Genomic DNA, 24,751 nt, shown 5'->3' with positions numbered 1-24,751 from the left:
TCAAAGGTTCAAAGGGACAAAGGTTTAAAGGGACAAAGGTTTTCCGTAGAAGTGCACGGCAGTGGGTCTTTAGGTTCAAAGATTAAAAAAATCCGCATAAACCCGTTTTGTCCGTGTCATCCGTGTGCCATCACACAAGTAAAATAAAAAAATAAATAAAATGATTACAAAATATAAGCACATTGTTTTCGCCATAATTATGCTAGTTAATTTACCTGCAATTTCACAGGAAAAGAAAGCAAAACAAACCAATTTAGATTATACCCAATATGTAAATCCGTTTATAGGATCAGCGGGACACGGACACGTATTTGTGGGTGCGAATGTACCTTTTGGAGCCGTACAATTAGGACCCGTAAATGTTTTTGAAGGCTGGGATTGGTGCAGCGGATACAATTATGCGAGTAACACCATTTTAGGATTCACACACACGCATTTAAGCGGAACAGGAATTGGAGATTTAAATGATATTCTGTTATTGCCCGTATCAGGAAAAGTACCACTTACCAAAGGAACAAAAGAAGATATGGCAACTGGTTACGGATCGTATTTCTCGCATAAAAACGAAGTAAGCAAGCCTGGATATTACAGCGTTTTATTGGATAAATATAAAATTAAAGCCGAATTAACGTCAAGCGAAAGAGTCGGTTTTCATAAATACACGTTTAATACTACAACAGGTAATCACGTTTTATTAGATCTTGCTGATGGAATAGGATGGGACAAACCTGTAAAAACTTTCATTAAAAAAATCAACGAAACGACACTTGCGGGATATCGATATTCTGCGGGTTGGGCAGCTGATCAGCGCATCTTTTTCACGATGGAATTTTCTGAACCAATTTCTAATATGATGCTTTATGATGATAAAACTTCGGTAAAAGGAAATGAAGGAGAAGGATTAAAAATGAAAGCAGTTTTAGATTTTACCGCCTTAAAAAACAAACAGGTTTTAGTAAAAGTCGGAATTTCTCCGGTAAGTTCTGAAAATGCTGCTGCGAATATCAAAGCCGAGATTCCGGGTTGGGATTTTGATGCAGTAGTAAAAAGTGCCACTTCAAAATGGAACACAGAATTAAATAAAATTCAGATCAAAGCAGACGATAAAACGATGAAAGTTTTTTATACTGCAATGTATCACACCATGTTTGCGCCATCGATTTTTAATGATGCAAACGGAGATTACAGAGGAACAGATAAAAAAGTATACGAAAAAGCAAATTTTACCAACTACACCACTTTTTCACTTTGGGATACTTACCGCGCTTTACATCCTTTATACACGATTACACAATCGGATAAAATTAATGATATTGTCAAATCATTTTTAGCAATCTACGAGCAACAAGGCAGATTACCGGTTTGGCATTTAATGGGAAATGAAACCAATACCATGAACGGAAATCACTCCATCGCCGTTATTGTAGATGCTTACATGAAAGGTTACAGAGATTATGATACGGCATTAGCATACGAAGCCATCAAAAAAACATCGATGCAAACCCGTGACGGAATGGATTATGTTCAAAAATTAGAATATATCCCAGCCGATAAAATGCTGGAATCTGTTGGAAATGCTTTAGAATATGCCATCGATGATTATTGCGTAGCACAAATGGCAAAATCTTTAGGGAAGACAGATGATTATAATTATTTCACTAAAAGAGCTAATTTGTATAAACTGTATTTCGATAAGGAAACCACTTTCATGAGAGGAAAATTAACCGATGGAAATTGGAGAACACCATTTAATCCGCTTTCATCAGCACATCGTAAAGACGATTATGTTGAGGGAAATGCGTGGCAATATACGTGGTTAGTTCCACAAGCCCCTTACGGTTTAATTGAATTATTTGGAAGCGAAGATAAATTTTTAGCCAAATTAGATTCACTTTTCTTAATCACAGATAAAGTCGAAGGTGAAGAAGTTTCTCCGGACATCAGTGGATTAATTGGACAATATGCACAAGGAAATGAGCCAAATCATCATATTCCATATCTTTATGCATACGCAGGACAACCCTGGAAAACCGCAAAACTAATCCGTGAAATCGATGATAAATTTTATTCGACAAAACCCGACGGATTATGTGGAAACGAAGATTTAGGACAAATGTCGGCTTGGTATGTTTTTTCTTCAATGGGATTCTATTCGGTTAATCCGGCAAACGGAATTTATGTTTTAGGAAGTCCGCTAGTAAATTCGGCCAGTGTACATTATAAAGAAGGAGTTTCATTTACATTGAATGCCGTAAACAATAGCAAAACAAATATCTATATTCAAAAAGTAGAATACAACGGAAAACCGTATACAAAATCCTTCATCACGCATGATATGATTGTAAAAGGAGGAGAATTAAAATTGTATATGGGGAACAATCCGTCGACAACATTTGGAGTGAAAAAGGAAGATAGACCGTTTTAGATTTAAGATTTTAGAATATAGATTTTAGATTTAAGAAGTTAGTCTGTGCATTTTTGTCATCCCGAGGGACGAGGGATCTCCGCAAGTAACTCGACAAAGATTCGTGAGGTTTACGACAGCTTTGTCAAAGTTTTAAACTTTGACAAAGCTTTGCAAGTTGACATTGAATATTTTGCAGTTTAAAAGTTCAGAATTCCTGCGAGGTTTTCAAAACCTTGTAGGTATATATTAATACAAGTTTAGAGTATATACTCACAGTTTAAAGCTTATAGCCTACAGCTTAAAGCGTAAAACATAAAATAAAGAATATGAAAATAAAGAGTTTAATTTTTTTAGGAATATTACAGTGTTGCGTTTTTGTAAACGCACAAGTTAAAACTTTAGATCCTGTAGAATATGTAAATCCTTTAATGGGAACACAATCTTTGCATAGTCTTTCTAACGGAAATACCTATCCGGCAATTTGCCGACCTTGGGGAATGAATTTCTGGACGCCGCAAACCGGTAAAATGGGCGATGGATGGGCGTATATTTATACCGCCGAAAAAATTAGAGGATTCAAACAAACGCATCAGCCTTCGCCGTGGATGAACGATTACGGACAGTTTTCGATCATGCCGGTAACAGGAAAATTAAGTTTTATTGAAGACGAAAGAGGAAGTTGGTTCAGCCACAAAGCTGAGGTTTCGAAACCCTATTATTACAGTGTTTATCTTGCTGATTATGATGTGACGACCGAAATTACAGCAACGGAAAGAGCAGCACATTTTCAAATTACATTTCCGGAGAACGAGCAATCCTCCATTGTAATCGATGCTTTTGATAAAGGTTCATATATCAAAATTATTCCGTCAGAAAATAAAATTATAGGGTATACAACCCGCAATAGTGGAGGAGTTCCGCAAAATTTCAGAAACTATTTTGTATTGCAATTCGATAAACCATTTACAACCAATTATACATGGCACGATAAGGTTTTAGAAAAAGATAAACTGGAATTAACAGACAATCATGTAGGCGCAGTAGTTGGTTTTAAAACTAAAAAAGGAGAAATCGTAAACGTAAAAGTTGCTTCTTCATTTATTAGCGCGGAACAAGCTGAAGTAAATTTAGCAGCCGAATTAGGAAAAGCTTCATTTAATGAAACCGTAGCCGAATCTAAAAAAGAATGGAATAAAGTTTTAGGAAAACTAACTGCCGAAGGTGGAACAGACGAACAATTAAAAACATTCTATTCCTGTTTATACCGCACCGCTTGTTTCCCTCAAAAGCAATATGAAGTAAACGCAAAAGGCGAAATTGTGCATTACAGCCCGTATAATGGTAAAGTTTTACCGGGCTATATGTTTGCAGGAACAGGATTTTGGGACACTTTTAGAGCCTTATATCCTTTATTGAATTTAGTTTATCCTTCTATAAATAAAGAAATGCAGGAAGGATTAATCAACGATTATAAAGAAGGTGGATTCTTGCCGGAATGGTCAAGCCCGGGATTCAGAAACGTGATGGTGGGGAATAATTCTGCCTCTGTAGTTGCTGATGCTTATATCAAAGGATTACGCGGTTATGATATCAATAAATTGTACGAAGCGTTATTGCACGGAGCGAATAATGAAGGTCCGCTAGAAGCCGTAGGACGAAAAGGAGTAGAATATTACAACACTTTAGGATATGTTCCTTACGATGTGAAAATCAACGAAAATGCAGCCCGAACATTAGAATATGCTTATGATGATTTTACGATCTGGAAATTGGCGAAAGCCTTAAACCGCCCTAAAAAAGAAATCAGTTTATACGAAAAACGAATGATGAATTATAAGAATCTTTATAATCCTGAAATTGGTTTGATGAGCGGCAGAAATAAAGATGGAAGTTTCCCGAAAAATTTCAATCCGTTTAAATGGGGAGATGCTTTTACAGAAGGAAATGCGTGGCATTACAGTTGGAGTGTTTTTCATGACATTCACGGTCTGATCGATTTAATGGGCGGCGAGAAAAAATTCACCGCTAAATTAGATGCTGTTTTTACAACTCCGCCAGTTTTTGATGATAGTTATTACGGAGCTGTAATTCATGAAATCCGCGAAATGCAAATCATGAATATGGGACAATATGCACACGGAAATCAGCCAATTCAGCACATGATTTATTTGTATAATTATGCAGGCGAACCCTGGAAAACTCAATATTGGTCCAGAGAAGTAATGAACCGTTTGTACAAACCAACGCCTGATGGATATTGCGGAGACGAGGACAACGGGCAAACATCTGCATGGTATGTTTTCTCAGCAATGGGATTTTATTCGGTTTGCCCGGGAACGGAAGAATATGTTCTTGGCGCGCCATTATTTAAGAAACTCACTTTGCAATTAGAAAACGGAAAACAACTGGTTATAAATGCTCCAAATAATTCTGAAGACAATAAATATGTTCAGGAATTAAAATGGAATAATGCTACTCATACTAAAAATTATATCAACCATTTTGATGTATTAAAAGGCGGAGAATTCAATTTTGAAATGAGCAGCAAACCAAATTTACAACGAGGAACTTCAGCAAGTTCTTATCCATATTCTTATTCAACTTCAAAATAATACTATGCAATCACGTAGAAAATTTATAAAAAATACAGGGATTTTTTCAGCAGGATTATTGGCACTTCAAACCGATGTTTTTGCGATGAAATCAGATACTTTCAATTTTGCGCTTAAAGATTTTATTTCCAAAAGACCTCCATTAGCCGAAAGAAAATTTACCAGTAAAGCCGTTGAAGCAGCAATTGTCAGAATCAAAAAACAAATTGCAAATCCGGAATTGGCGTGGCTGTTTGAAAACTGTTTCCCAAATACATTAGATACAACCGTAGATTTTGAAATCATCGACGGAAAACCTGATACTTATGTCATTACAGGAGATATCGATGCAATGTGGCTGCGTGATAGTACAGCGCAAATATGGCCGTATATTCCGTTTGTAAAAGAAGATAAAAAACTTGCTGAACTGGTAAAAGGAGTAATCAATCGTCAGGCAAAATGTATTTTACTTGATCCTTACGCAAATGCTTTTTACAAAGATTTTACACAAGTAAGCGAGTGGAAAAACGATATGACCAAAATGCAGCCGGGAATTCACGAGCGCAAATGGGAAATTGATAGTTTGTGTTATCCGATAAGGTTAGCGCACGGATATTGGAAGGAAACCGGAGATATAAGCATGTTTGACAGTAAATGGAAAGAAGCCATGCTTTTAATTTTACAGACTTTCAAAGAGCAACAACGCTGGACAGATAAAGGCCCATATAATTTTCAGAGAGTAACGGCTTGGGCTACAGATGGCGTGCCTTTAGGCGGTTACGGATATCCTGTAAAACCATGCGGATTAATCGTTTCGACTTTCAGGCCAAGTGATGATAGTACTTTGTTTGGCTATTTGATTCCGAGTAATATGTTTGCTATTGAAGTACTTGGATATCTTCAGGAAATATTCTCTTTGCCGGCATTAAAAGATGATAATTTAGTCGCTAAAGCGAAAGAATTACAAGGACAAGTTCAAAAAGGATTAGAAGAAAACGGAATCATAGAACATCCGAAATTCGGAAAAATAATTGCGTTTGAAATCAACGGTTACGGAAGTTTTCATATGATGGATGATGCCAATGTTCCGTCATTATTATCATTACCTTATTTAGGCGCTATTGAGCCGGACAATCAGCTTTATCTGAATACCAGAAAAGTTGTGCTTTCAGAAAATAATCCGTTTTTCTATAAAGGAAAAGCTGGAGAAGGTGTTGGAGGACCACATACCGGAACAGATACAATCTGGCCTATGAGTATTGTTTTAAGGGCGATTACAAGTGTTGACGAAAAAGAAATAAAAGCGTGTATTAGTAATTTGATCAAAACAAATGCCGATACAGGATTTATGCACGAATCATTTCATAAAGATGATGTAACCAAATTTACCCGAAAATGGTTTGCCTGGGCAAATACACTTTTTGGAGAAATGATTGTTCATACCAGCATTCATTATCCTCAAATTTTAAAAGACAAAAACATATAAAAAACTAAAATAGATTTACCATTAAGTAATTAGAAAATTAGTTTTTTTAAAATTCCAGATAAAAAATCAACTAAATTTTTAAATCTCTTAAATGGTTCAATTCCAAAAAAAATAAGAATGAATAAAGCATATGCCGTTGGATTGGATATTGGAGGAACACATATCACCGCAGCGATTATAGATATTGTAGACATGAAAGTGATTGACTTTTCATTGCACAAAGAATCATTTGATTCTAATTTGCCGGTTGAAGAAGTAATGGCTATTTGGGAAAAAGCAATCAAGACTTCGATAGAAAATTCAAAAGCAAAAAATATAGTAGGATTAGCCGCTTGTATGCCCGGACCATTTGATTATGAAAACGGAATTTGCTGGATAAAAGACCAATCAAAATACGAGCATTTTTACGGATTGAATGTTCGCTATTTATTTCAGGGAACATTAAATCTTACAAGTGATTTTCCGATTCTTTTTGAAAACGATGCGGTTTGTTTTGGTAAAGGCGAAGTTTTTAAAGACTCTGATAATCTTTCTAAAAAAGTAATGGCAATTACGCTAGGCACCGGACTTGGAGCTTGTTTTATAGACAAAGGAATCTCTATTTCATCAGGAGATTTAGTCCCAACAGACGGAGAAATTTATAATATTCCTTTTAAAGACGGGATCGCAGAAGATTACGTTTCGGCACGCGGACTTTTGGCTAAATATTTCGCTTTAAGCGGAAAAAAATTAAACAATTGCCTGGAGTTGTTTAATTTGGCTAAAGCCGAAGATCAATTGGCAATAAAAGCATTCCAGGAAATGGGAGAAGATTTAGCCGAAATTGTAATGCCGTGGTTAGAAAAATTCTCAGCCAATAGTTTTATAATAGGCGGAAAAATTGCAAACGCAAGCGAGTTCTTTTTACCTGTTTTCAATCAAAAAATAAAAGAATCAGGAAGCAATATAACCGTTTCTGTTTCTACAGATAATGAAATCGCAGCTTTATTAGGAGCGACAAGTTTATTATATACAGCTTAATTTTTTTTTACCATATAAGTTATATAAGTTCATGTAAAAGAATTTTTTATAACTTGGTTTTAATTTTTTAAGTAGTGATAAACAACAAGCTTAAATGATCTTATATAATTTATATGGTTTAAAAATTACTTATATGGTTTAAAAATATTTTAATATGACAAATTCAAATCGCAGGAATTTTATAAAAACGGCAGCACTAGCTTCGGTAGCTGTTGCATTGCAATCTTTTAAATCTGATTCAGAAGAAGAAAAAGTATTCGATTCTAAAAAAGTAAAGAAACCCATTGTTCTTTCAACATGGCGATTTGGAATTCAGGCAAATGAAGCTGCGTGGGAAGTGCTAAAAAATAAAGGAACGGCGCTTGACGCTGTCGAAGCAGGAGTTAAAATCCCCGAAGGTGATCCCAAAGAAAGAAGTGTAGGTTATGGCGGACGTCCGGATAGAGATGGTCGTGTAACGTTAGACGCTTGTATTATGGACGAAAATTCTAATATAGGTTCTGTTGCTTGCTTAGAATATATAAAACATCCAATATCGGTCGCAAGAGCCGTAATGGAAAAAACGCCACACGTAATGTTAGTTGGCGATGGCGCTTTGCAATTTGCCTTATCGCAAGGTTTTAAAAAGGAAAATTTATTGCTTGAAGAATCTGAAAAGGAGTGGAAAGAATGGCTGAAAGACAGTAAATACAAACCAATTGCCAATATCGAGAATCATGATACAATTGGAATGATTGCCCTTGATGCAAACGGCAATCTTTCCGGCGCATGTACCACAAGCGGAATGGCGTTTAAAATGCACGGACGAGTAGGAGATTCGCCCATTATAGGAGCAGGTTTATATGTAGATAACGAAATTGGAGCAGCAACCGCAACTGGTCACGGCGAAGAAGTAATCAGGATTTCGGGTTGTCATCTTGTTGTTGAATTAATGCGTCAAGGAAAATCGCCTCAAAAAGCCTGTGAAGAAGCCGTTGCCAGAATTGTGAAACTTACTCAAAACAGAAAGAAAGATTTAAAGGATATTCAGGTTGGTTTTATTGCCTTGAATAAAGCCGGAGAATATGGTTCATATTGTGTTCAGGGCGGTTTTAATTACGCCGTTTATGATGATACAGGAAACAAATTAATCGATGCCGAATATTTTCTGAAATAATTATTGGTTAGCTCTGCAAAGAGCTAATTGTTTTTTTTTTAAATGCGTAAAGGTCTTTAGATTATTGCGCATTTTTTTATGGAAAAAAGGTTAAAATTGAATGCTAAATCTATAACGTTTTTGCTTCAAAATCAATTAGGATAATAAGTATAATAGGACTAAATTAGCATCGAAAAAAATCAATATTTCGAATTTTTACCTAAAAATTAAACCTTAAAAAACTATTGAATGAAAAGAACTTTACCCATTTTTGGCACATTCGTGCTTGCATTATTATTTTCAAATACAGCATTTTCCCAAGCAGGAACACTTGATACAACATTTGGGACTGGCGGTAAAGTAACAACATTTGGCGGCGGAGTTCCGGGAAACAATCTGGCGTATGATTCGGTTTTACAATCAGACGGAAAAATTATAGTCATTGGTAATAGCAATTCTAATACAGATGGATCTTCTTTTTTACTTGCCAGATATTTACCAAACGGAGCTTTAGATACCACATTTGGAACTGGCGGATATGTAACCACTTTAATGGAAACTCGCTCTTATGGTCAAAGTGTGACTTTGCAAACAGATGGTAAAATTGTGGTTGCGGGCAGTAGTTATACTGTATCACAAAACAGAGGCTATGATATCATGATTGTGAGATATAACGAAAACGGAAGTTTAGATACCACCTTTGATACTGATGGAATAAAAGTTGAAACTTTAGAATATTCACAATTTGTTAATGCATTATTAATTCAGGCAGATGGTAAAATGGTTGTTGGCGGGGCATTTGAATCTGTAGATGATCCCGGATCTCCAACTTTTGGCTTAGCCAGATTTAACTCAAACGGAAGTTTAGATCTCACATATGGCGTGAACGGATTTATATTTACTCCTAATATTGCAAGAGGAGAAATACTGGATATGAAATTTATAGGTAATGAAGATGTTATAGCCGTAGGAAGAAATAATTTCGGACTTGATTGTGTCGTAGCACGATATAATACTAATGGCGAAATTGTAAAGAGTTTTGGACCAAACGGAACCGGACTTATTGAAGAAGATTTTAGACAAATTGCTCAATTGAACAAATGTGTAATCTCAAAAAATAATGATATTTATATTGGCGGTTCATCCTATGACGGAGTAAAATATTCTGCTTTTATATCAAAATATAATGCAAATGGTGTTGCAGATAATTCATTTGGAGTAAAAGGTAAAATTCTTAAAGATTTTGGTACTAATATCGCCAGTTTTGCAACAGATATTACGATCGATCACAGTAATAATTTACTTGTAGGTTATGGCGTTGGATTAACAAGCGATTATAATTTTGGCATAGAATCCTATAGTTTGAGTGGAGTTTTAAATACTTCGTTTGGTAACAAAGGTTATCTTTTAATTAATTTTGGATCAGGACATGAGTATTTTGAAACGATGCTTGTTCAACCAGATAATAAAATTGTGATGGCTGGAAATAAAGGCGGTTTTATTTTAACCAGAATAAATAATACAGCACTGGCATTATCAACAATTGATTTTGCTAAAACAGCAAATGAAATCAATATAAGTCCAAATCCTGTAAATGATTCTCCAACTTTAAGTTTACAATTAAAAGAATCAGCTACTTTAAGTGTTGATTTATATGATGTAAAAGGAGTTTTAATTTCTAATTTAGTTAAAAATAAAAACTATAGCGAAGGATCTACTACTGAACAATTAGATTTATCAGGTAAAAATTTATCAAAAGGAATTTACTTTCTGAAAATAAACGGAAACGGAAAAGTCGCTAAGACAATAAAGATTGTGAAATAAAAATTAGATTTTATTCAGATTAATCAATGTCGATTATTTCCTGAATATTATAATAACGACTATATAAAAGAGTTAAATATTTTAAAATGCGGAAAGGTCTTTTTGATCTTTGCGCATTTTTTTGTTCTGTTTAGGATTAGATAAATGCGAGAAACAAATCGTTTGTAATTATTAGAATTTGGTCAAACCGAAAAATAAAGTTAATTTGGTTCCCAGCCACTTATAATATTTTCCGACATTTTAATAAATTCAAAAAATGAAAATACAATTTTTGTTATCCTTATCGTTTACATTACTTATTGCGTGCTCAGAAAACGCTATTTGTCAGCAAAAGCCAAAAGCGATATTGACTAAGGAATCTATAAAACTCGAAACAGATAATATTTTTGATAAGCTGGTTAAAATTAGAAGAGACTTTCATGAAAATCCTGAATTGGCAGGAAATGAAATCCAAACACAACAAAATATAAAAAAATATTTACTTGATTTAGGACTTGAAGTCGAAACGAATATTTATGGTTATGGTGTTGTAGGGATTTTAAAAGGAGAAAAAAAAGGAAAAAAAATTGCTTGGCGAGCTGAGATGGATGCGCTCCCAAATAACTTTGCTGATGAGGTTGATTTTAAATCGAAAGTAAAAAATGTTCAACATGGTTGTGGTCACGACATTCATATGGCAATAGGACTGGGAATAGCCGAAGTTCTGGCAAGAAATAAAAAATCGCTAAACGGAACGGTATATTTTATTTTTCAGCCCGAAGAAGAAACTTTTGTTGGAGCAAAAAAGATGATCGCTAACAATTTACTTTCAAAAATACAGCCTGACGAAATTTATGGATTGCACATAACAGCATTGCCGGTTGGGCAAATAATGGTAAAGCCAAATGAAATGTTTGCGTATCAAAAAAGAGTTCAAATTAAGCTTAAAGATCAATTGACGAAAGAACAGTCAAACGAACTCACAAAAAATATATACAATTCAATGTCACGCACAATAGCCGGCACAAAGCCGTGGGAAGTGCAAAATATGAATGACCCAAAAAAGGGACTTACAAGTCCTGATACAGATTATAGGGATTACTTGATTATGGATCAGAATTTTAAAATATATTCTAAAAATAATGAACTTGTTCTGGAAGCTTATTTGTATGAAACGAATTTGTCTAACATAAAAAATATTATTCCTAAAATCAAACAAATAGTCGAAACCAATTATAAAGACCAACTTATTTCGGTTTCATTTACGCAGGAAAACCCAACAATTTTGAACGACAAAAAATTGACGGAAATTGCGGTAAAAACACTGGATAACATTTATGGAAAAGAATTTGTAGGTACAGATTATGGACAGTTTCCTTATTTTAATGATGATTTTGCCTATTTTCAACAAAAAATTCCCGGTGTTTACTTTTTTCTTGGAGGTTCAAATATCGAAAAAGGAGTTATTGCAATGAATCATGCTCCAAATTTTAAAGTTGATGAAACGTGTATAAAAACAGGAGTAGAAAGTTTTTCATCCTTAATTGTAGAAAGACTTAAATAAACTAAAATGGAAAAAATATTATTATTTCTCTTAACGTTTACGATTTTATCCTGTAATTCAAATAAGTCTGAGCAAATGATGAATCAAAAAGCTACTGAACCTATTACAACAATTGAAAATGCTAAAAAATATATTAGCGAAAACTTTAAAAATAATAAGGAAACGCTATTAATTTCTGATGAATTAAATGACCCTGTTGGAATCAATATGGCAATTATTGGAAATGACATATTAGCATTAGGCTATAATGTAGACGGATTCGATCAAAAAGAAGGCTATCGAATTTATAAATATAAAAAATAAAATTCTGGATTTTCCTTTCAGGGCGATATAACGTTGAATTTAATTCGTAGTGCGATGTACTACGCTAATTCTTTTTAGCTTTCAGCCCTATTGTTAGATGTTTTAAATACTTAATGACTGATTCGTGCTATCTTGGTTTTATTTGAAAATCTATTTTAAATTTCGCTATTTTAAAAGATCTTCTAGTCTAAGTATATCTTTTTTGCTAGTTATCATATAAGATAACCGATTATTACAAATATAGAACAAACTTTGAATTCTCATAAAAGATAAATTATTATGGAAATAAATGAAACTAAAAAGTTAGAGAATATTAGAAAATTAATCGCTCCATATTTCAATACTTTAAAATCGGATAATGATAAATCAGATGATTATAAGGCGCAAATTATGGCGGTCAATTATTATGAACTTGGCTGTGTAATTAGCAATTTGCTTAAAATGTGTATTTTTTCGCTTGATAATGAAGCGCACATAAGATCAAGTACAAACAAAAACCCTATAAATGTTTCTCTTATTTTAGAGATGGTATTGGAAATGTTTCCTCTTGATGAACTTGAACTTTTGGGTGAAATTAATCAAATTCTAAATATTGATTCTCTTATTGTTACGGAGTAATTCTGTACTTTTTATTTCGCGAGGGGATGAAATTATTCTAAACCAAAAAAAGCTCCAGATTTCTCTGAAGCTTTTTGTTTTATGTTGCAGCAAATACTTAAAAATTAGTATTTACTTTTTTAGAACGATCTGCAATGTGCGACATAAGCCACGTTACTTGCCCGTCCTTAACAAAGTAAATTTTCTTTGTCTCTATATTTGGAATACCTTCCAATAAGTTAAGCAGAATGTTATTTGCCGAAATCAGGTATTTCTGGTCATATGTACTTAAAACTCTCGCTACTTCTTTATCGGTTTTAGCAACGTTGCTATATTTTGTGAAGTTGTTTTTTAGGACTGCATCGTAATTGATAACATCTTCTAAGGTGAAAGAAATATAATGATCTTTAACGTTTTCATTAAAATATAAAGTCGAAAATCCCCAAACTGCACCTCCGGATAAATAGATTTTTTCCTTTTTTAAGATAAGAGGATTCGCGTCAAGCATTTGTTTGATCTTCTTGCGCAGCACAATATTAAAATCAAAAGATTTTTCCTGATAAGTTGACATATCATTTACCTGGCTTTGATTTACAACGGTTTTTTTCACTGCATCAGTAACTGTCATAGTTCCAAAATCAAGTTCAATAGGTATAAACTCTAATTTATTGTCTTCAAGTTCATCAATATATCCGCCTTTTGAGGTTTGAGCGCCAATATCAAGTAAAAGAGCGTTAGAATAATCAACAGGAGGTATTGCACCTTTCACTAACATTTTAGCTTCTTCGTCAACGTTAATTACATCAACGCTTTTATTAGTTAGCGTAGTAATTTTATTTTTCAAAGCATCAATGTTACGCGCAGAAGAGAAAACAGGTGCAGCAACTATAAAAATATTTGCTTCAGGAACTTTAAATTCCTCTCTTATTTTCTTCAATTGATCTACAATTATATTGCTTGTTTTGTTAACATCGTCTTGAGGAACCTCTCCTGAAGCTGCAATATGATCGGCAAGACTAATTCTCTCATTTGAGAAGTAAAGAATTTTATAATCAGCTTTCTTGATATTGCTGATCTCCAGAATTGAAGTTTTTATAGCTCTGCGTCCAATTTCAATTCCCGCATAAAGATTTTTTTGGGAAAATGAATTGATCGAAAAAAATAAATTTAAAAGAATGAAAAATAGAATTTGGTTTTTGTTTTTCTTAAACATGGTATTTAATTATTGTTATAATATAATTTTGAAAAAAAACTTTTAAGCTTTTGGGTTATTTATATGAAAGTCACAATTTTGAATTCAAAACAATGCCTTTTAATATGAGATCGCAAATTTATAAAAACATTTACTAAGATAAACGCAGTTATTAAGAAAAACATACGATTTAATTATTCGTTAATGTTTGAGAGTTAATTCTATATGATTTTGTGTTTATAAGGTGTTGAAATTGAGTGTTTTTAAGAAGTGATTTGTCAAAAAATAAGGAATGGCGTCATTTGCTTTAAGAAATATTCCTGTCTAAAACAGTAGAAATATCTTTCTTTTTCAGGTGATTTTTAAGTCAATCGAAATTGTAATATCTATAAAAAGCGTCTTAAGTATCTTTCGTGGATTATTTCCATAAAAAAAAGCTTCAGATTTCTCTGAAGCTTCTTAGTAGCCCGTAGCGGAATCGAACCGCTCTTACATGGATGAAAACCATGCGTCCTAACCGATAGACGAACGGGCCATTTTTCTAATGCGGGTGCAAAAATGCAAATAATTTTTAAACACACAAATAAAATTTGAAAAAACTTTTCAGTAGTTATTTCTTAAATTATTAAATTTTGAAACTATCGATACTGAATAAATTGGGTTAATTAAGATGTATTTATTTGATTAATAAATGGTTGTTTTTGGATAGGAAAACCGTGATGAAGATTTTATCTATCTATTATTTGGAAAAATTATTTTGGGCGTTATTTGTTTTAAGAGAATATTCTTATGTTTTTGCTGTTGTTTTTTGTTCTTTTAAATAAGGATTTTAATTATTTTGAGATTTTTTTGCATGAAAAAAACAAAGTATTTTAATGTTGATACTTCAAGAAAGAAACATAAAGCCTTTATTTTTGATACCAGTTATCAAACATCTTACTTAACTCCTTTATTATTCTATTGATACTTACTCAAATCCAGATTAAGAATAGTACCAACTCTGCTAAACTCTTCATTAATCTTTGCATTCAGGATTATTTGTTCATTTTTTATTGGATGATCAAAAATTAACTGATGTGCGTGAAGCATCATTCCTTTGAGGTCGTAATTCTCCAACCACAATTTATTTTGTTTGTTACAACCATGTGGACGACTTCCTAAAATGGGATGAAAAATATGTTTGAAATGTTTTCGTAATTGATGCATACGTCCAGTTTCAGGAATTGCTTCTACCAAACAATATCGTGACGTTGGTTTATTGTTAAATTCTAACTCAACTTCGGCATTTTGCAAACGATGAAAGTAGGTTATTGCATTTTGTGTAATGTCATCATCATTGGTTAAATCATAATCAATTGTTAGTTCTTCGGGTGACCAGCCACGTAAAATTGCTAAATATTTTTTTTCGACTTCGCGTGTGGCAAAACGCTCATTCATAATTTTCAAAACTTCCTTATCCAACGCAAATAACAAGACACCAGATGTTTTGCGGTCTAACCGATGAATAGGATAAACGTGTTGCCCTATTTGATTTCTCAATTCCTGAATAGCATACACTTTTGCATCGCGCGCATAAAATGATTTGTGAACCAACAGTCCGCTTGGTTTATTAATGGCTACAATATATTCGTCCTGGTAAAGAATTTCTAACATTTGGCAAAAGTAGAAGAGATTTCGATTAAAATGACTTTTATTATTTATTTCTATACTTTTCTCTTCAACTGGGTTTTAAAGTCGGAGATTCTGAGATATTTTCATTTTATTGTGATCTACAAAAGCTGTGAGGTTTTGTATAGGAGTGGTTTAACTTTCAGTAAGATTTGGCAAATTCGAAGAATAAACATAATTTAGTCCAAGATCTGCTGTAGTCCCAGAACGTTGTGTGATATAATATGAGAAAAATTACTCTAATAATAATAATTTCATTTTTTGTTTTGTGTTGCGTAGACAAGGAAAAAAATGCTGAAAACAAAATAGTTTCATTTAAAAAGAGTGATACCATAACTGTAAATAGTAATACCACAGCTGTTTTTAAATGGACAACAGATCTGTGCGAAAATATAGGAACGTATAATCCTAAAAAGTATTCAGAAGAAGAGTTAAAAAACACTTATGATTTGTGGTTTACTTTTTCGGGTATAGCTTTAGAAACTAATTCTAACGCTCACTATGTAGAGGATATTGAAAAATTGAATATTTACAAATTGATGTCTGAATATATGGAGAAAAAATCTTTATATAATAGAAAAATAGTAGCTACTTCATTTTGGAACAAAATAAAAGCAGAAAAATTACAAGAATTAGAAGATGAATATCAATTACGAAAAATTACTATTGAAGCATATTCAAATCCGTTAGTTTTGTTGAATAATAAATATACAGAATATTGTTCTGAATATGCTAACGTTTTGTCAGGTAACGATACAATCCAACTTTTAAAATCTTGGTATAAATTAATTGAACAGGAAAAAAGTAAAAATGGTTCTCCCGAAAAATTTATGGAAAGATTTCACGAAAAATACTATTCAAAAGATAGATTGATTTATGCGAAAATTGAATTGATGACATATGGTTGGTGGAATTGTGGCAATAGTAAAATAAAAAGGGTAAATAATGACGGAACATTAGAAAGGGAGTTTAATAGATTATTTATCGACGTTAAGACAGAATGTGACGAACCATAATAAATTGCAATTCATAACAGTTACTACAGCATATTTTGGCAATTGGCTTAATATAGAAGTTGGATTTGTATTTTGAATGATTGGTAAATCGGAAAAGATGGGTTGATTTAATTCCAAAGCCGCTGTAGTGTCACAACGTTGTACTTAAATGCTTAAAAAAAACTGAAATGAGGATACATCTAAAAATTCTAGTGTTTGTGATGATTTTGACAAGTTGCCAAAATTCAAAAAAAGAAGTGTATTCAGCACTTGAAAAATTTGATAGTTCTTTAGATTCATTACTCATAAAAAAAGTTTACGAGAAACCTAAAGTATTAATTTTTCAAGATGATACCTTGCGTGGTAACCCAAAAATAATTAAAGAAACTTGTTATCAGATCATTGGAAAGGATTCTATCAAAATAGATGCAAATTGCCATCTTTATAAATTTAAAAATAATGAGTTAGTAATAAATTCAAGCCAAAATTTAATTGGAGAAAAATTTGTGCAAAAGTTTGTATACTTCAAAGATAAAATTGATAATAAATTAATTGATGATTTGAGAAATACTATATCCGATACGGTTTATTTTGGTTGCGTCAATAAATATGATGAAAACGGAAAGAAATTAAAAAAAGTAAAATATAGCTTTTCGAAAGAAATTAAAAAAGATGGAACAATATTAATTAGTGAGGATCGTATTTTAGAAATTTATAAATATAATCATGGTAATTCTGTAACTACTTGTAGAAAAGAATATTTTAACAAACAATACAATGTCGATAGCTTAAAAAATACCAAAATAAAAAAATTTGCTTCAAGTGAATCTAGTTCTTGGGATTTGGACAAATATAATTATTCATATAAAAGGGATAAATATGGTAACTGGATAGAAAAGAAAAGTAATAAAACAGAAAATCCAAATGTATATTATAGAAAAATCATGTACTAAAAAGCACCTCTGATCTCCTAAGAGTTCTTATTAAAAGCTGTGCGAATGCTAACTGATTTCTCACCCATAATATTATTCAAGACAACAATTTCCCAGCTGGCGCTATCGTCCCGATCGTGAACACAACGAGGTTGACAAACTAGGTGTAAACAAAAAAAGCTCCAGATTTCTCTGAAGCTTTTTGTCTTAGTAGCCCTAACAGGACAATTCTCGAACCATTTTGTAGATGATTTGAAAGAATTAAATATCATTCAATAACAAAGAGATTAATTTGCTTTATAATGAAATGAATACAGACAATTTTATTTTTTGTCCATTTTTGAGATCATGTCCAATTTATAATGTTCATTAAAATACCTTATACATTTTGTTGATAATTTATCATGAACTTTTATCAATTTGTATTGTTATGTTGTCACATGTTAAATAACTCGTTACTCCATTACTGGTACAAACAAAATATCTTCCATTTTCCTGATAATATACTGAATCATAAATCATTGGAATTATAGTTTTATTATTAAAATCAATTACTCCAGTTTTAAAAGGATCTGAAACTATGATATATTTTTTAGCTTCAATTTGTTTTATTTGAGCATACGAAACCGGAATTTTAATTGGCAAAATTTTATTTTCCACAGCATTTAAATCAATAATCCCGAATCTCCCATCTAAATAAACTAGTAAATAATTATTGATTAAAATTTGAATACTGTCATATATTTCAGGGATAACTAGTGTAGCTTTTTGGTTTAGTAATCCAAATTTATTATTGATGCTAACCACTGCGTAATTATAAATAATTGAAGTATTAATTTCATCGTATGCATTTGAAATTATTTCTCCTTTTGAATTGACAATATATTTTTTGGAATCTTTTTCGATCATGAATAAATTTTCAATATTTGTTTTTTCGACTTTTGGAAATAGTCCCGAAAAAATCATCTTACCTTTTTGATCTAAAAATCCCTGTTTTCCGTTTTTGTAAATTTTATAAAATACCGGATTGTTGTTTTTGTCTTGAAGTAAGGAATCACACTGGACTTCAAACAAAAAATGACTCTGATAATCATATACCATCGAGCTACTCCCTTTTCTACCAATTATAGGGCCGAAAAGTGTTCGATCTTTTCTAAAACTATCAAATTCCACAGGCATAATCGTTTTTAAAGTAGGCCCAAGAATTCCTGTTTTTTGATCTTTTGAAACCATGAAATTAAATGATGATCTGTATGGAGTTCTTTTTCCGTAATCTTCAATAAACCTTACATCTTTACTCGTAATTCGGTTTTCTGGTAAATATTGCGTTTCAATTTTATCATACTCAAAATTTAGCAATACATTGTTATAGCGGTCAATAATTCCATATTTATTATTGTTTTTTGCTATGTAAACAGAATCAACAGACGATATTATGCTATCATAAACAAAGGGAACATGGATTTTTTCATTAACATCTATAATTCCATATTTATTTCCTTTTTTCTGAATTAAATAATAGTTCCAATTTGATAAATATTGGGTGTTCAGATTTCTGTCAATAATTTGTTCTGAGATTAAATTTCCTTTTGTACTGTATTTTTGTGCCAATACTTTTGAATCTGAAGCGGAAGCATTATTTTTCAAAATAGTATAGGCACGATCATAATCATTGTTGAATGAAAAACCATTGACTTTTGAAATAATTTTGTTTTCATGTAAATCAAAAAATATAGTTTTTTCGTCACGAAGTATTAGAATCATAATTCCGTTTCTAAAATAAAACGAGTAGTCTTTTTTGTCAACTGTTGTACTGGCTATTTTATTTCCTTCAACTGTTAGAAAATCAATCTTATTGGTCATTTTATCAGAATTGTCAATGCAAACCAAGATCTGTCTTAATTCTCCCTTAGCAAACTTTTTATTGAATATTGGTAATTGGTCTATACTTGAAACGCTATGGATTTTATCGTAAAGATTGGCTTTAATGATAATTTTTCCATCCTCATTGACAATACCCGCTCTTTTACCATTATCATAGAATTTATAAAACTTTTCATTGGATGCATAAATAGGATAATTTACATCTATCTTTTCAAAAGTGTTTTTTGTTTTCTTATTGTTTTTATCAAAAAAACCGTATTTGCTATCCTTTTCATAAAATATTACATTATTGATGATATAAGAAATATTATCTTTTGAAATGGTCGAATTTAAATTTTCATCCACAATCGTGTCAAAATAATTATCTGTTTTACAATAAATAAGCTTACTTGTTTTGGAGTAAATTATTTTAATTTCGCTGAATTTCGGCTCAATCAATTTTTGATTGTTCAGGTCATAAAATCCAATCAGGTTACTTGATTTTATTACAACAATCTTATTGTCATAAATTTCCTCAATCTTATATTTTTCTAAAAATCTTGTCGCCAGATTATTTTCTATTTTTATTAGAAAGTGATCATCCCAATATTCATATCCTGCTTTTAATCTGAACTTTAAATTATATAGAACCACATTTTTATCTGTGACGATTTTCTCAATAGTGAAAACTTTCTCGGTATACTTAGGAAAGACATAAATGGTTTTATTTTGATTGTCAACAATTTTACACCAGTCATCCTTGTCTTTAACCAGATAAAAACCATCTGAAAAAACTTTGATTTCTTTATAAATAAGAGGAAAAACTTCTTTACCGTCTTTATCAAGAAGCCCAAAATATTGATTATCTTTTACGATGTAGTACTTCGAATCAAAAGGTTCTATTAATTTGTAATCTAGCGGAATAATCAGTTTGCCGTTTTCGTCAATAGCACCCACTGCGCGATCATCATATACAACAAGAAATTGATTTGCTAATCCCTTATCAATTTCTGTATAGAATGGTTTTATTATTTCATTGCCATTTGTGTCATCAAGACCAAATAATTTTTGATCGTCAGGTATTTTTTCAGCATAATTAGCCAATTTTGTTTGGGTTGTTAAAACTCTATCCGATTTTGGACCGTTATAACTCCAGTCCGTCTTTGGATATTCTTTCTCGGTAAATCCTTTATTTGTTTTTGATTCAAAATCTGCCTGAACCGTTCCATCTAAAGAGAATTTTTTAATTTTATTTTTGAAACAAGTTTCAAAGTAAGACTGCTCTCGGGTAACTAGATATTCTTTATCAAAACTTTGGCGCGTATAATCATATTTGTAATTATACTTTTGATAAACATGATCAAATTTATAATCGAAAATTTGAAAGGTACACAAATTTAAATTCAAATGTACATTTTTTCAGGTAACCAAATAGTTCTTATAACTGTCTTTAAAAGTAGTTTAATCATGATTTAAAGATATATATCTTTCCAACAATGTGATTAAAAGGGCTCCCTCATCTCTTGATATCCTTTGGGCGTAAAAATACGGGATACTGCCTGTCTCTTTGAAGTACAATGCTGGTTTTACATGGTCTGTCTCAATGCGCTCAATTATATCAATACGCCACCTGTCATTTGGGGAAAGATCATAACCTTTTGATGCGAGTACATAATCTCCAATTTCTATTGTAGAATCTACCTTTTTATTGCTTTTTACAATTTCTTCCAAGCTTCTAATGTTATTTTTCATAATGCAAAAATAATATTTTAAATGAATGATTTGCTGAAACTCTTAAACATAAAAAAACCTCTGTAATTAGAGGTTTTTTTATGTTTAAAGTTTGGTTAACTTGTTACAATTCCCTATCTTTATAGTGTAATTATCAGACTGATAACTTTGTGAAATACCTAGAGGAAAAGCCTGAATCATTCTTTAATGATTCCAATATATCAACCTGTTTAGTGCTGATATACTTAAATTCAAACCTCCCTGTATCTGGATAATAGTTTATATTAATATTTACACTTGTCCATTGGGGTATTCTTCCAAGTTTTTCAAGCCAATCTTTAAAATAGTATTTGAAATCTTCTATTTTGTTATCATGAAAATCATGATAACCCTCATCACAATAATGATAATCTCCTATTATCCGCACATCTATATTACTTAAAGCCATAGCAGCAAAATTAAAACCTAATTACCAAATTTGATACAATTTGATTGTCTCAAATTGTATCAAAATAATACTTCCATCATTATATCTTATAAATCATAATATCAGTATAGCTTGCATTATAATTAACTGTAGCGGTCATTGTTTCGGTATATGCACCATTAAAAGGATTACTCATTGGCGTCTTTGTTTCTATCCATTCGCACAATTCAATAATTGATGATTTATTTGATGTGAAATAAAAATACTTTGTTCTATCCAAGACCTGTAAAACATCTAAATAATCTTTGAGTTTCCAATAACCTTTATAAGAACTGGTTTCTGTTGACAAGTAAGGCGGATCAACTAAGAAGACAACATTATCCAAATCCTTATACTTTAAAAACAGTTCTTTATAACAAATACTAACTACTTCAATATCTTCCAAATAACCCTTTGTATCATAATTTGATTGTCGTACACAATTATAAAGAGTTTCTTTCCTGAATTGTTCCATACTAAAGGCATACTTCATACTAAAAAGTAATGAGCTTGAAACTGTGATATAATCCAGATAACCGCTTTTTTCTTCTTTCTGCAAGCGATTAAGTACAATGTCACGTATGTCACCAACAATTCGTTTATCTTTAGGGTAATCGGCTAAAATCGACCTTAAATCGGTAAGTAGCTTATTTGTTTGATAAACATTTTCCAATCTTAAGCGATAATTGTCAAAGTCATTATAAATTACTCTCGCTTCAGGGTAAATTGATTTTACAGTATGACTTAGTAAACCGCTACCACCAAACAAATCAACATAAGTTGCTGTAGGTGAATATTTTTCCAAAGCAGGTTTAAACTGCTTTAAAAATTTTCTTTTTTGCCCCATAAATGGCAAAGGTGCTGATGTAAAAATTTTCTTTTTTTCCATTCGATTTTGATTGATGATTGATTATATTTGCACTTCCTAGGATAATTAAACATGACGAAAAGCCACAGCAAGAAGACCTTATTACTGGTCCTCCAACGCTGTGGCTTTGTCGCTTAAAATAATTACCCTAGGAAAGTATTATTATGTTGGGGGACTTTTTTTATTCCCTCCTCCGGAGAACTATTGATTTCTATTTAAAAAGCCCTCAATTTCAGGCTTTGTCATTATAGAAGCTATACAATGACCTTTATTTTTCCATTGAGTAAAGTCGATACCGTATAGAATGTAATAAATCAATAAACCAATCCAGGATAATGATTTTTCTATTTTCTTTCTACCCAGACAACTTGATAAAGTTTCACCAAACAAACCAAAAGCATAACCGCTTTTTGAAAATACTAAACTCCAAAAATCAGCAAACAAGTAATTGGCAAAAACGTCAACTTTAAATGCTTTACCAAACTTTCTTCTTGACGTTATTTTATACCATTTTCGATGGCGAACATTTATAAATAAACCTGTTATTTCATCCAAAATGTAGACTAACCCAAAAAGAAATAATGACACAAGCGATAAGATAAAACACATATTATTGAAGATTTAAAATTATTAATTCTTTTACTGTCATGGGTTCATACCCAAAAACCTCTTTATTTAACATAGCCAACAGCTCTGCATTTGTTTCAGCATTCATCGAATTGACAAACGAGGTTGAGATTCCGGTGCGCAAATAAGCGTTATATTCTACTTGATACGCATTGTAAAGTGCGCCGTGCAAATCTGGATTCTTAGACGATAAATAATCATCCGCGCTGAAACGTTCAGATTTCAAAATTTGGCGTTGCTTTTGGCTTGAAAACCCTTTAACAGTTTCCGTTCCGTCTGCCAGATAAACTGGCTCCAAATTAAAAGAGTAAAATTGCTTTTTCTTTGTATATGCGATTTCTCCCGACCAATCCAGATAAAAAATACTTTTCTGAAGTCCAAGAAATATATTTTCATAATCCACACCATTGTAATGGTAAGTGCCGATAACTCTGTCATATTTAATTCTAACAACTTCTTTTCCTTGCTGACAAACATATGACTTAGATACTTTTTGACCTTTCATATTGTATACTGGCTCTTTCTCTACTAAAAAAGGCAAATTATCAAATGAAATGTCGGTCAACGTATTGCCGCTAGTTTCAAATTTTTCGAGATAATGCTCTAATACACTTTTTATGCTCATAATTTTATATATAGTTAATTACGAATTATATTCTATTAATTTTATATCTACCAAATCGTAATACGTAATACTTGATGATATAGTCATATTATTACTTGTTATTTCATCTTGTATCATATTGGAAACTACTTGACCATTATATAAAAAAAATTTTCCGTCATAAATTCTAAGTTCAAAACCCTTTATACCTGATGAATAAGGAAAAGCACTTGTGTATACTCCATTTTTGTAATATATACAAGTAAAATAACCACCTTCGTATTTTGTAGCAAGGGTATAATAATTATTGGTTATATTGTCTTTCAATTCAATGTATTGAAACTGAAAATCTCCCGACCATGTACTAAAAAGAGGTGAAAGTTCGGGTTTGAATTTTATTCCTATTTTTTTTGTACCATCAATTGTTTTATTCCATATTGCAGAACTAGCAATACCATAAGTTGATAAATGAATTTCGCCTTCCCTTGTCAGATCAGGAGTACCAGTAAGAACTGTCCAATCTTCAGGTTTTGGTTTAAAAACATCACCTAAAACAATTAACATTCTACCCGTAAATGTTGCTAGAAGTCCATTATTCAGCATAACATCGAAAGTACCTTCGTTTTCTCCCGTCGTTACATTTACATGTACTAAATTGTCGCTTTTGAAATTTATTGAATTTATAGTTTGTCCAGTAATCTGAACTGTCATATTCGGTGTAAAAAATGCACCCTTTAAGATGAAATTTCCTGTTGTATTTGGTAAATAGCTGTCAGGGATTATTTCATCTAAATATGGCGCAGGTGCAATCGCAATAGAACATAATTTCAAATTACCTTGTGCGTCAGTTGTTAGAACTTTATTTACCGAGATTTGTCCATCATTTCTAGTACTTGGAT

At 31.9% G+C, this 24,751-nt stretch carries 20 protein-coding genes and 1 tRNA gene; 11 read left to right on the top strand and 10 right to left on the bottom strand.

Going from position 1 to position 24,751, the window contains the following annotated elements; genetic code table 11:
- Positions 1–160 precede the first annotated feature (160 nt).
- From KHA90_RS22615 to KHA90_RS22575, 9 genes are all read left to right on the top strand, one after another.
- Positions 161–2,425 (top strand): GH92 family glycosyl hydrolase, encoded by a 2,265-nt coding sequence (locus KHA90_RS22615; RefSeq protein WP_213307052.1) that lies wholly within the window; start codon positions 161–163, stop codon positions 2,423–2,425.
- A 308-nt stretch (positions 2,426–2,733) separates the two neighbouring features.
- The gene (locus KHA90_RS22610; protein WP_213307049.1) at positions 2,734–5,019 is read left to right on the top strand and encodes a GH92 family glycosyl hydrolase; all 2,286 of its coding nucleotides are present in this window, start codon (positions 2,734–2,736) and stop codon (positions 5,017–5,019) included.
- 4 nt (positions 5,020–5,023) lie between these two features.
- The gene (locus tag KHA90_RS22605; protein ID WP_213307046.1) at positions 5,024–6,484 is read left to right on the top strand and encodes a glycoside hydrolase family 125 protein; all 1,461 of its coding nucleotides are present in this window, start codon (positions 5,024–5,026) and stop codon (positions 6,482–6,484) included.
- Positions 6,485–6,601: 117 nt separating this feature from the next.
- A complete protein-coding gene (locus KHA90_RS22600; protein ID WP_213307043.1) occupies positions 6,602–7,504 on the top strand; it encodes an ROK family protein in 903 nt (300 codons plus the stop codon).
- Positions 7,505–7,658: 154 nt separating this feature from the next.
- The gene (locus tag KHA90_RS22595; RefSeq protein WP_213307041.1) at positions 7,659–8,660 is read left to right on the top strand and encodes an isoaspartyl peptidase/L-asparaginase family protein; all 1,002 of its coding nucleotides are present in this window, start codon (positions 7,659–7,661) and stop codon (positions 8,658–8,660) included.
- 228 nt (positions 8,661–8,888) lie between these two features.
- Entirely contained in the window at positions 8,889–10,463 is a 1,575-nt protein-coding gene (locus tag KHA90_RS22590; RefSeq protein ID WP_213307038.1) for a T9SS type A sorting domain-containing protein, read from the top strand.
- Positions 10,464–10,719: 256 nt separating this feature from the next.
- Positions 10,720–12,006: a M20 metallopeptidase family protein gene (locus KHA90_RS22585; RefSeq protein ID WP_213307036.1), complete on the top strand. Its 1,287-nt coding sequence runs from the start codon at positions 10,720–10,722 to the stop codon at positions 12,004–12,006.
- 6 nt (positions 12,007–12,012) lie between these two features.
- Complete coding sequence (locus KHA90_RS22580; RefSeq protein WP_213307033.1) at positions 12,013–12,309, top strand: hypothetical protein; 297 nt, start codon at positions 12,013–12,015, stop codon at positions 12,307–12,309.
- Between the two features lie 279 nt (positions 12,310–12,588).
- A complete protein-coding gene (locus KHA90_RS22575; RefSeq protein WP_213307030.1) occupies positions 12,589–12,927 on the top strand; it encodes a hypothetical protein in 339 nt (112 codons plus the stop codon).
- A gap of 97 nt (positions 12,928–13,024) precedes the next feature.
- Here KHA90_RS22575 and KHA90_RS22570 read toward each other — a convergent pair whose 3' ends face one another.
- The 3 genes from KHA90_RS22570 to KHA90_RS22560 form a co-directional block, all read right to left on the bottom strand.
- Positions 13,025–14,119: a Ppx/GppA phosphatase family protein gene (locus KHA90_RS22570; RefSeq protein ID WP_213307027.1), complete on the bottom strand. Its 1,095-nt coding sequence runs from the start codon at positions 14,117–14,119 to the stop codon at positions 13,025–13,027.
- A 442-nt stretch (positions 14,120–14,561) separates the two neighbouring features.
- Positions 14,562–14,633 (bottom strand) — tRNA-Glu (locus KHA90_RS22565).
- A 422-nt stretch (positions 14,634–15,055) separates the two neighbouring features.
- The gene (locus KHA90_RS22560; RefSeq protein WP_213307025.1) at positions 15,056–15,751 is read right to left on the bottom strand and encodes a pseudouridine synthase; all 696 of its coding nucleotides are present in this window, start codon (positions 15,749–15,751) and stop codon (positions 15,056–15,058) included.
- A 239-nt stretch (positions 15,752–15,990) separates the two neighbouring features.
- On the opposite strand from KHA90_RS22560, the gene KHA90_RS22555 reads away from it, so the two are divergent.
- Together KHA90_RS22555 and KHA90_RS22550 are read left to right on the top strand one after the other, a co-directional pair.
- Positions 15,991–16,782 (top strand): hypothetical protein, encoded by a 792-nt coding sequence (locus tag KHA90_RS22555; protein WP_213307023.1) that lies wholly within the window; start codon positions 15,991–15,993, stop codon positions 16,780–16,782.
- 167 nt (positions 16,783–16,949) lie between these two features.
- A complete protein-coding gene (locus KHA90_RS22550) occupies positions 16,950–17,714 on the top strand; it encodes a hypothetical protein (RefSeq protein WP_213307020.1) in 765 nt (254 codons plus the stop codon).
- Between the two features lie 381 nt (positions 17,715–18,095).
- Here KHA90_RS22550 and KHA90_RS22545 read toward each other — a convergent pair whose 3' ends face one another.
- The 7 genes from KHA90_RS22545 to KHA90_RS22515 all read right to left on the bottom strand — a co-directional run.
- Positions 18,096–20,963 carry a WG repeat-containing protein gene (locus KHA90_RS22545; RefSeq protein WP_213307017.1) on the bottom strand — a complete coding sequence of 956 codons (2,868 nt, stop codon included), beginning with the start codon at positions 20,961–20,963 and terminating at the stop codon, positions 18,096–18,098.
- A gap of 54 nt (positions 20,964–21,017) precedes the next feature.
- The gene (locus KHA90_RS22540) at positions 21,018–21,308 is read right to left on the bottom strand and encodes a hypothetical protein (RefSeq protein WP_213307014.1); all 291 of its coding nucleotides are present in this window, start codon (positions 21,306–21,308) and stop codon (positions 21,018–21,020) included.
- A 133-nt stretch (positions 21,309–21,441) separates the two neighbouring features.
- Positions 21,442–21,735 carry a hypothetical protein gene (locus KHA90_RS22535; RefSeq protein WP_213307011.1) on the bottom strand — a complete coding sequence of 98 codons (294 nt, stop codon included), beginning with the start codon at positions 21,733–21,735 and terminating at the stop codon, positions 21,442–21,444.
- Positions 21,736–21,814: 79 nt separating this feature from the next.
- Entirely contained in the window at positions 21,815–22,642 is an 828-nt protein-coding gene (locus tag KHA90_RS22530; protein WP_213307009.1) for a DNA adenine methylase, read from the bottom strand.
- 180 nt (positions 22,643–22,822) lie between these two features.
- Positions 22,823–23,230: a hypothetical protein gene (locus tag KHA90_RS22525; RefSeq protein ID WP_213307007.1), complete on the bottom strand. Its 408-nt coding sequence runs from the start codon at positions 23,228–23,230 to the stop codon at positions 22,823–22,825.
- A gap of 1 nt (position 23,231) precedes the next feature.
- Complete coding sequence (locus KHA90_RS22520) at positions 23,232–23,873, bottom strand: hypothetical protein (RefSeq protein ID WP_213307004.1); 642 nt, start codon at positions 23,871–23,873, stop codon at positions 23,232–23,234.
- Positions 23,874–23,891: 18 nt separating this feature from the next.
- Positions 23,892–24,751, bottom strand: an 860-nt coding sequence (locus tag KHA90_RS22515) for a hypothetical protein (RefSeq protein ID WP_213307001.1), incomplete at its 5' end; no start/stop codon positions are given.

It is taken from the genome of Flavobacterium psychroterrae (assembly GCF_018380615.1).
GTDB classification, from domain to species: Bacteria; Bacteroidota; Bacteroidia; order Flavobacteriales; family Flavobacteriaceae; genus Flavobacterium; species Flavobacterium psychroterrae.
This window is presented reverse-complemented; position numbering and strand designations above follow the sequence as displayed.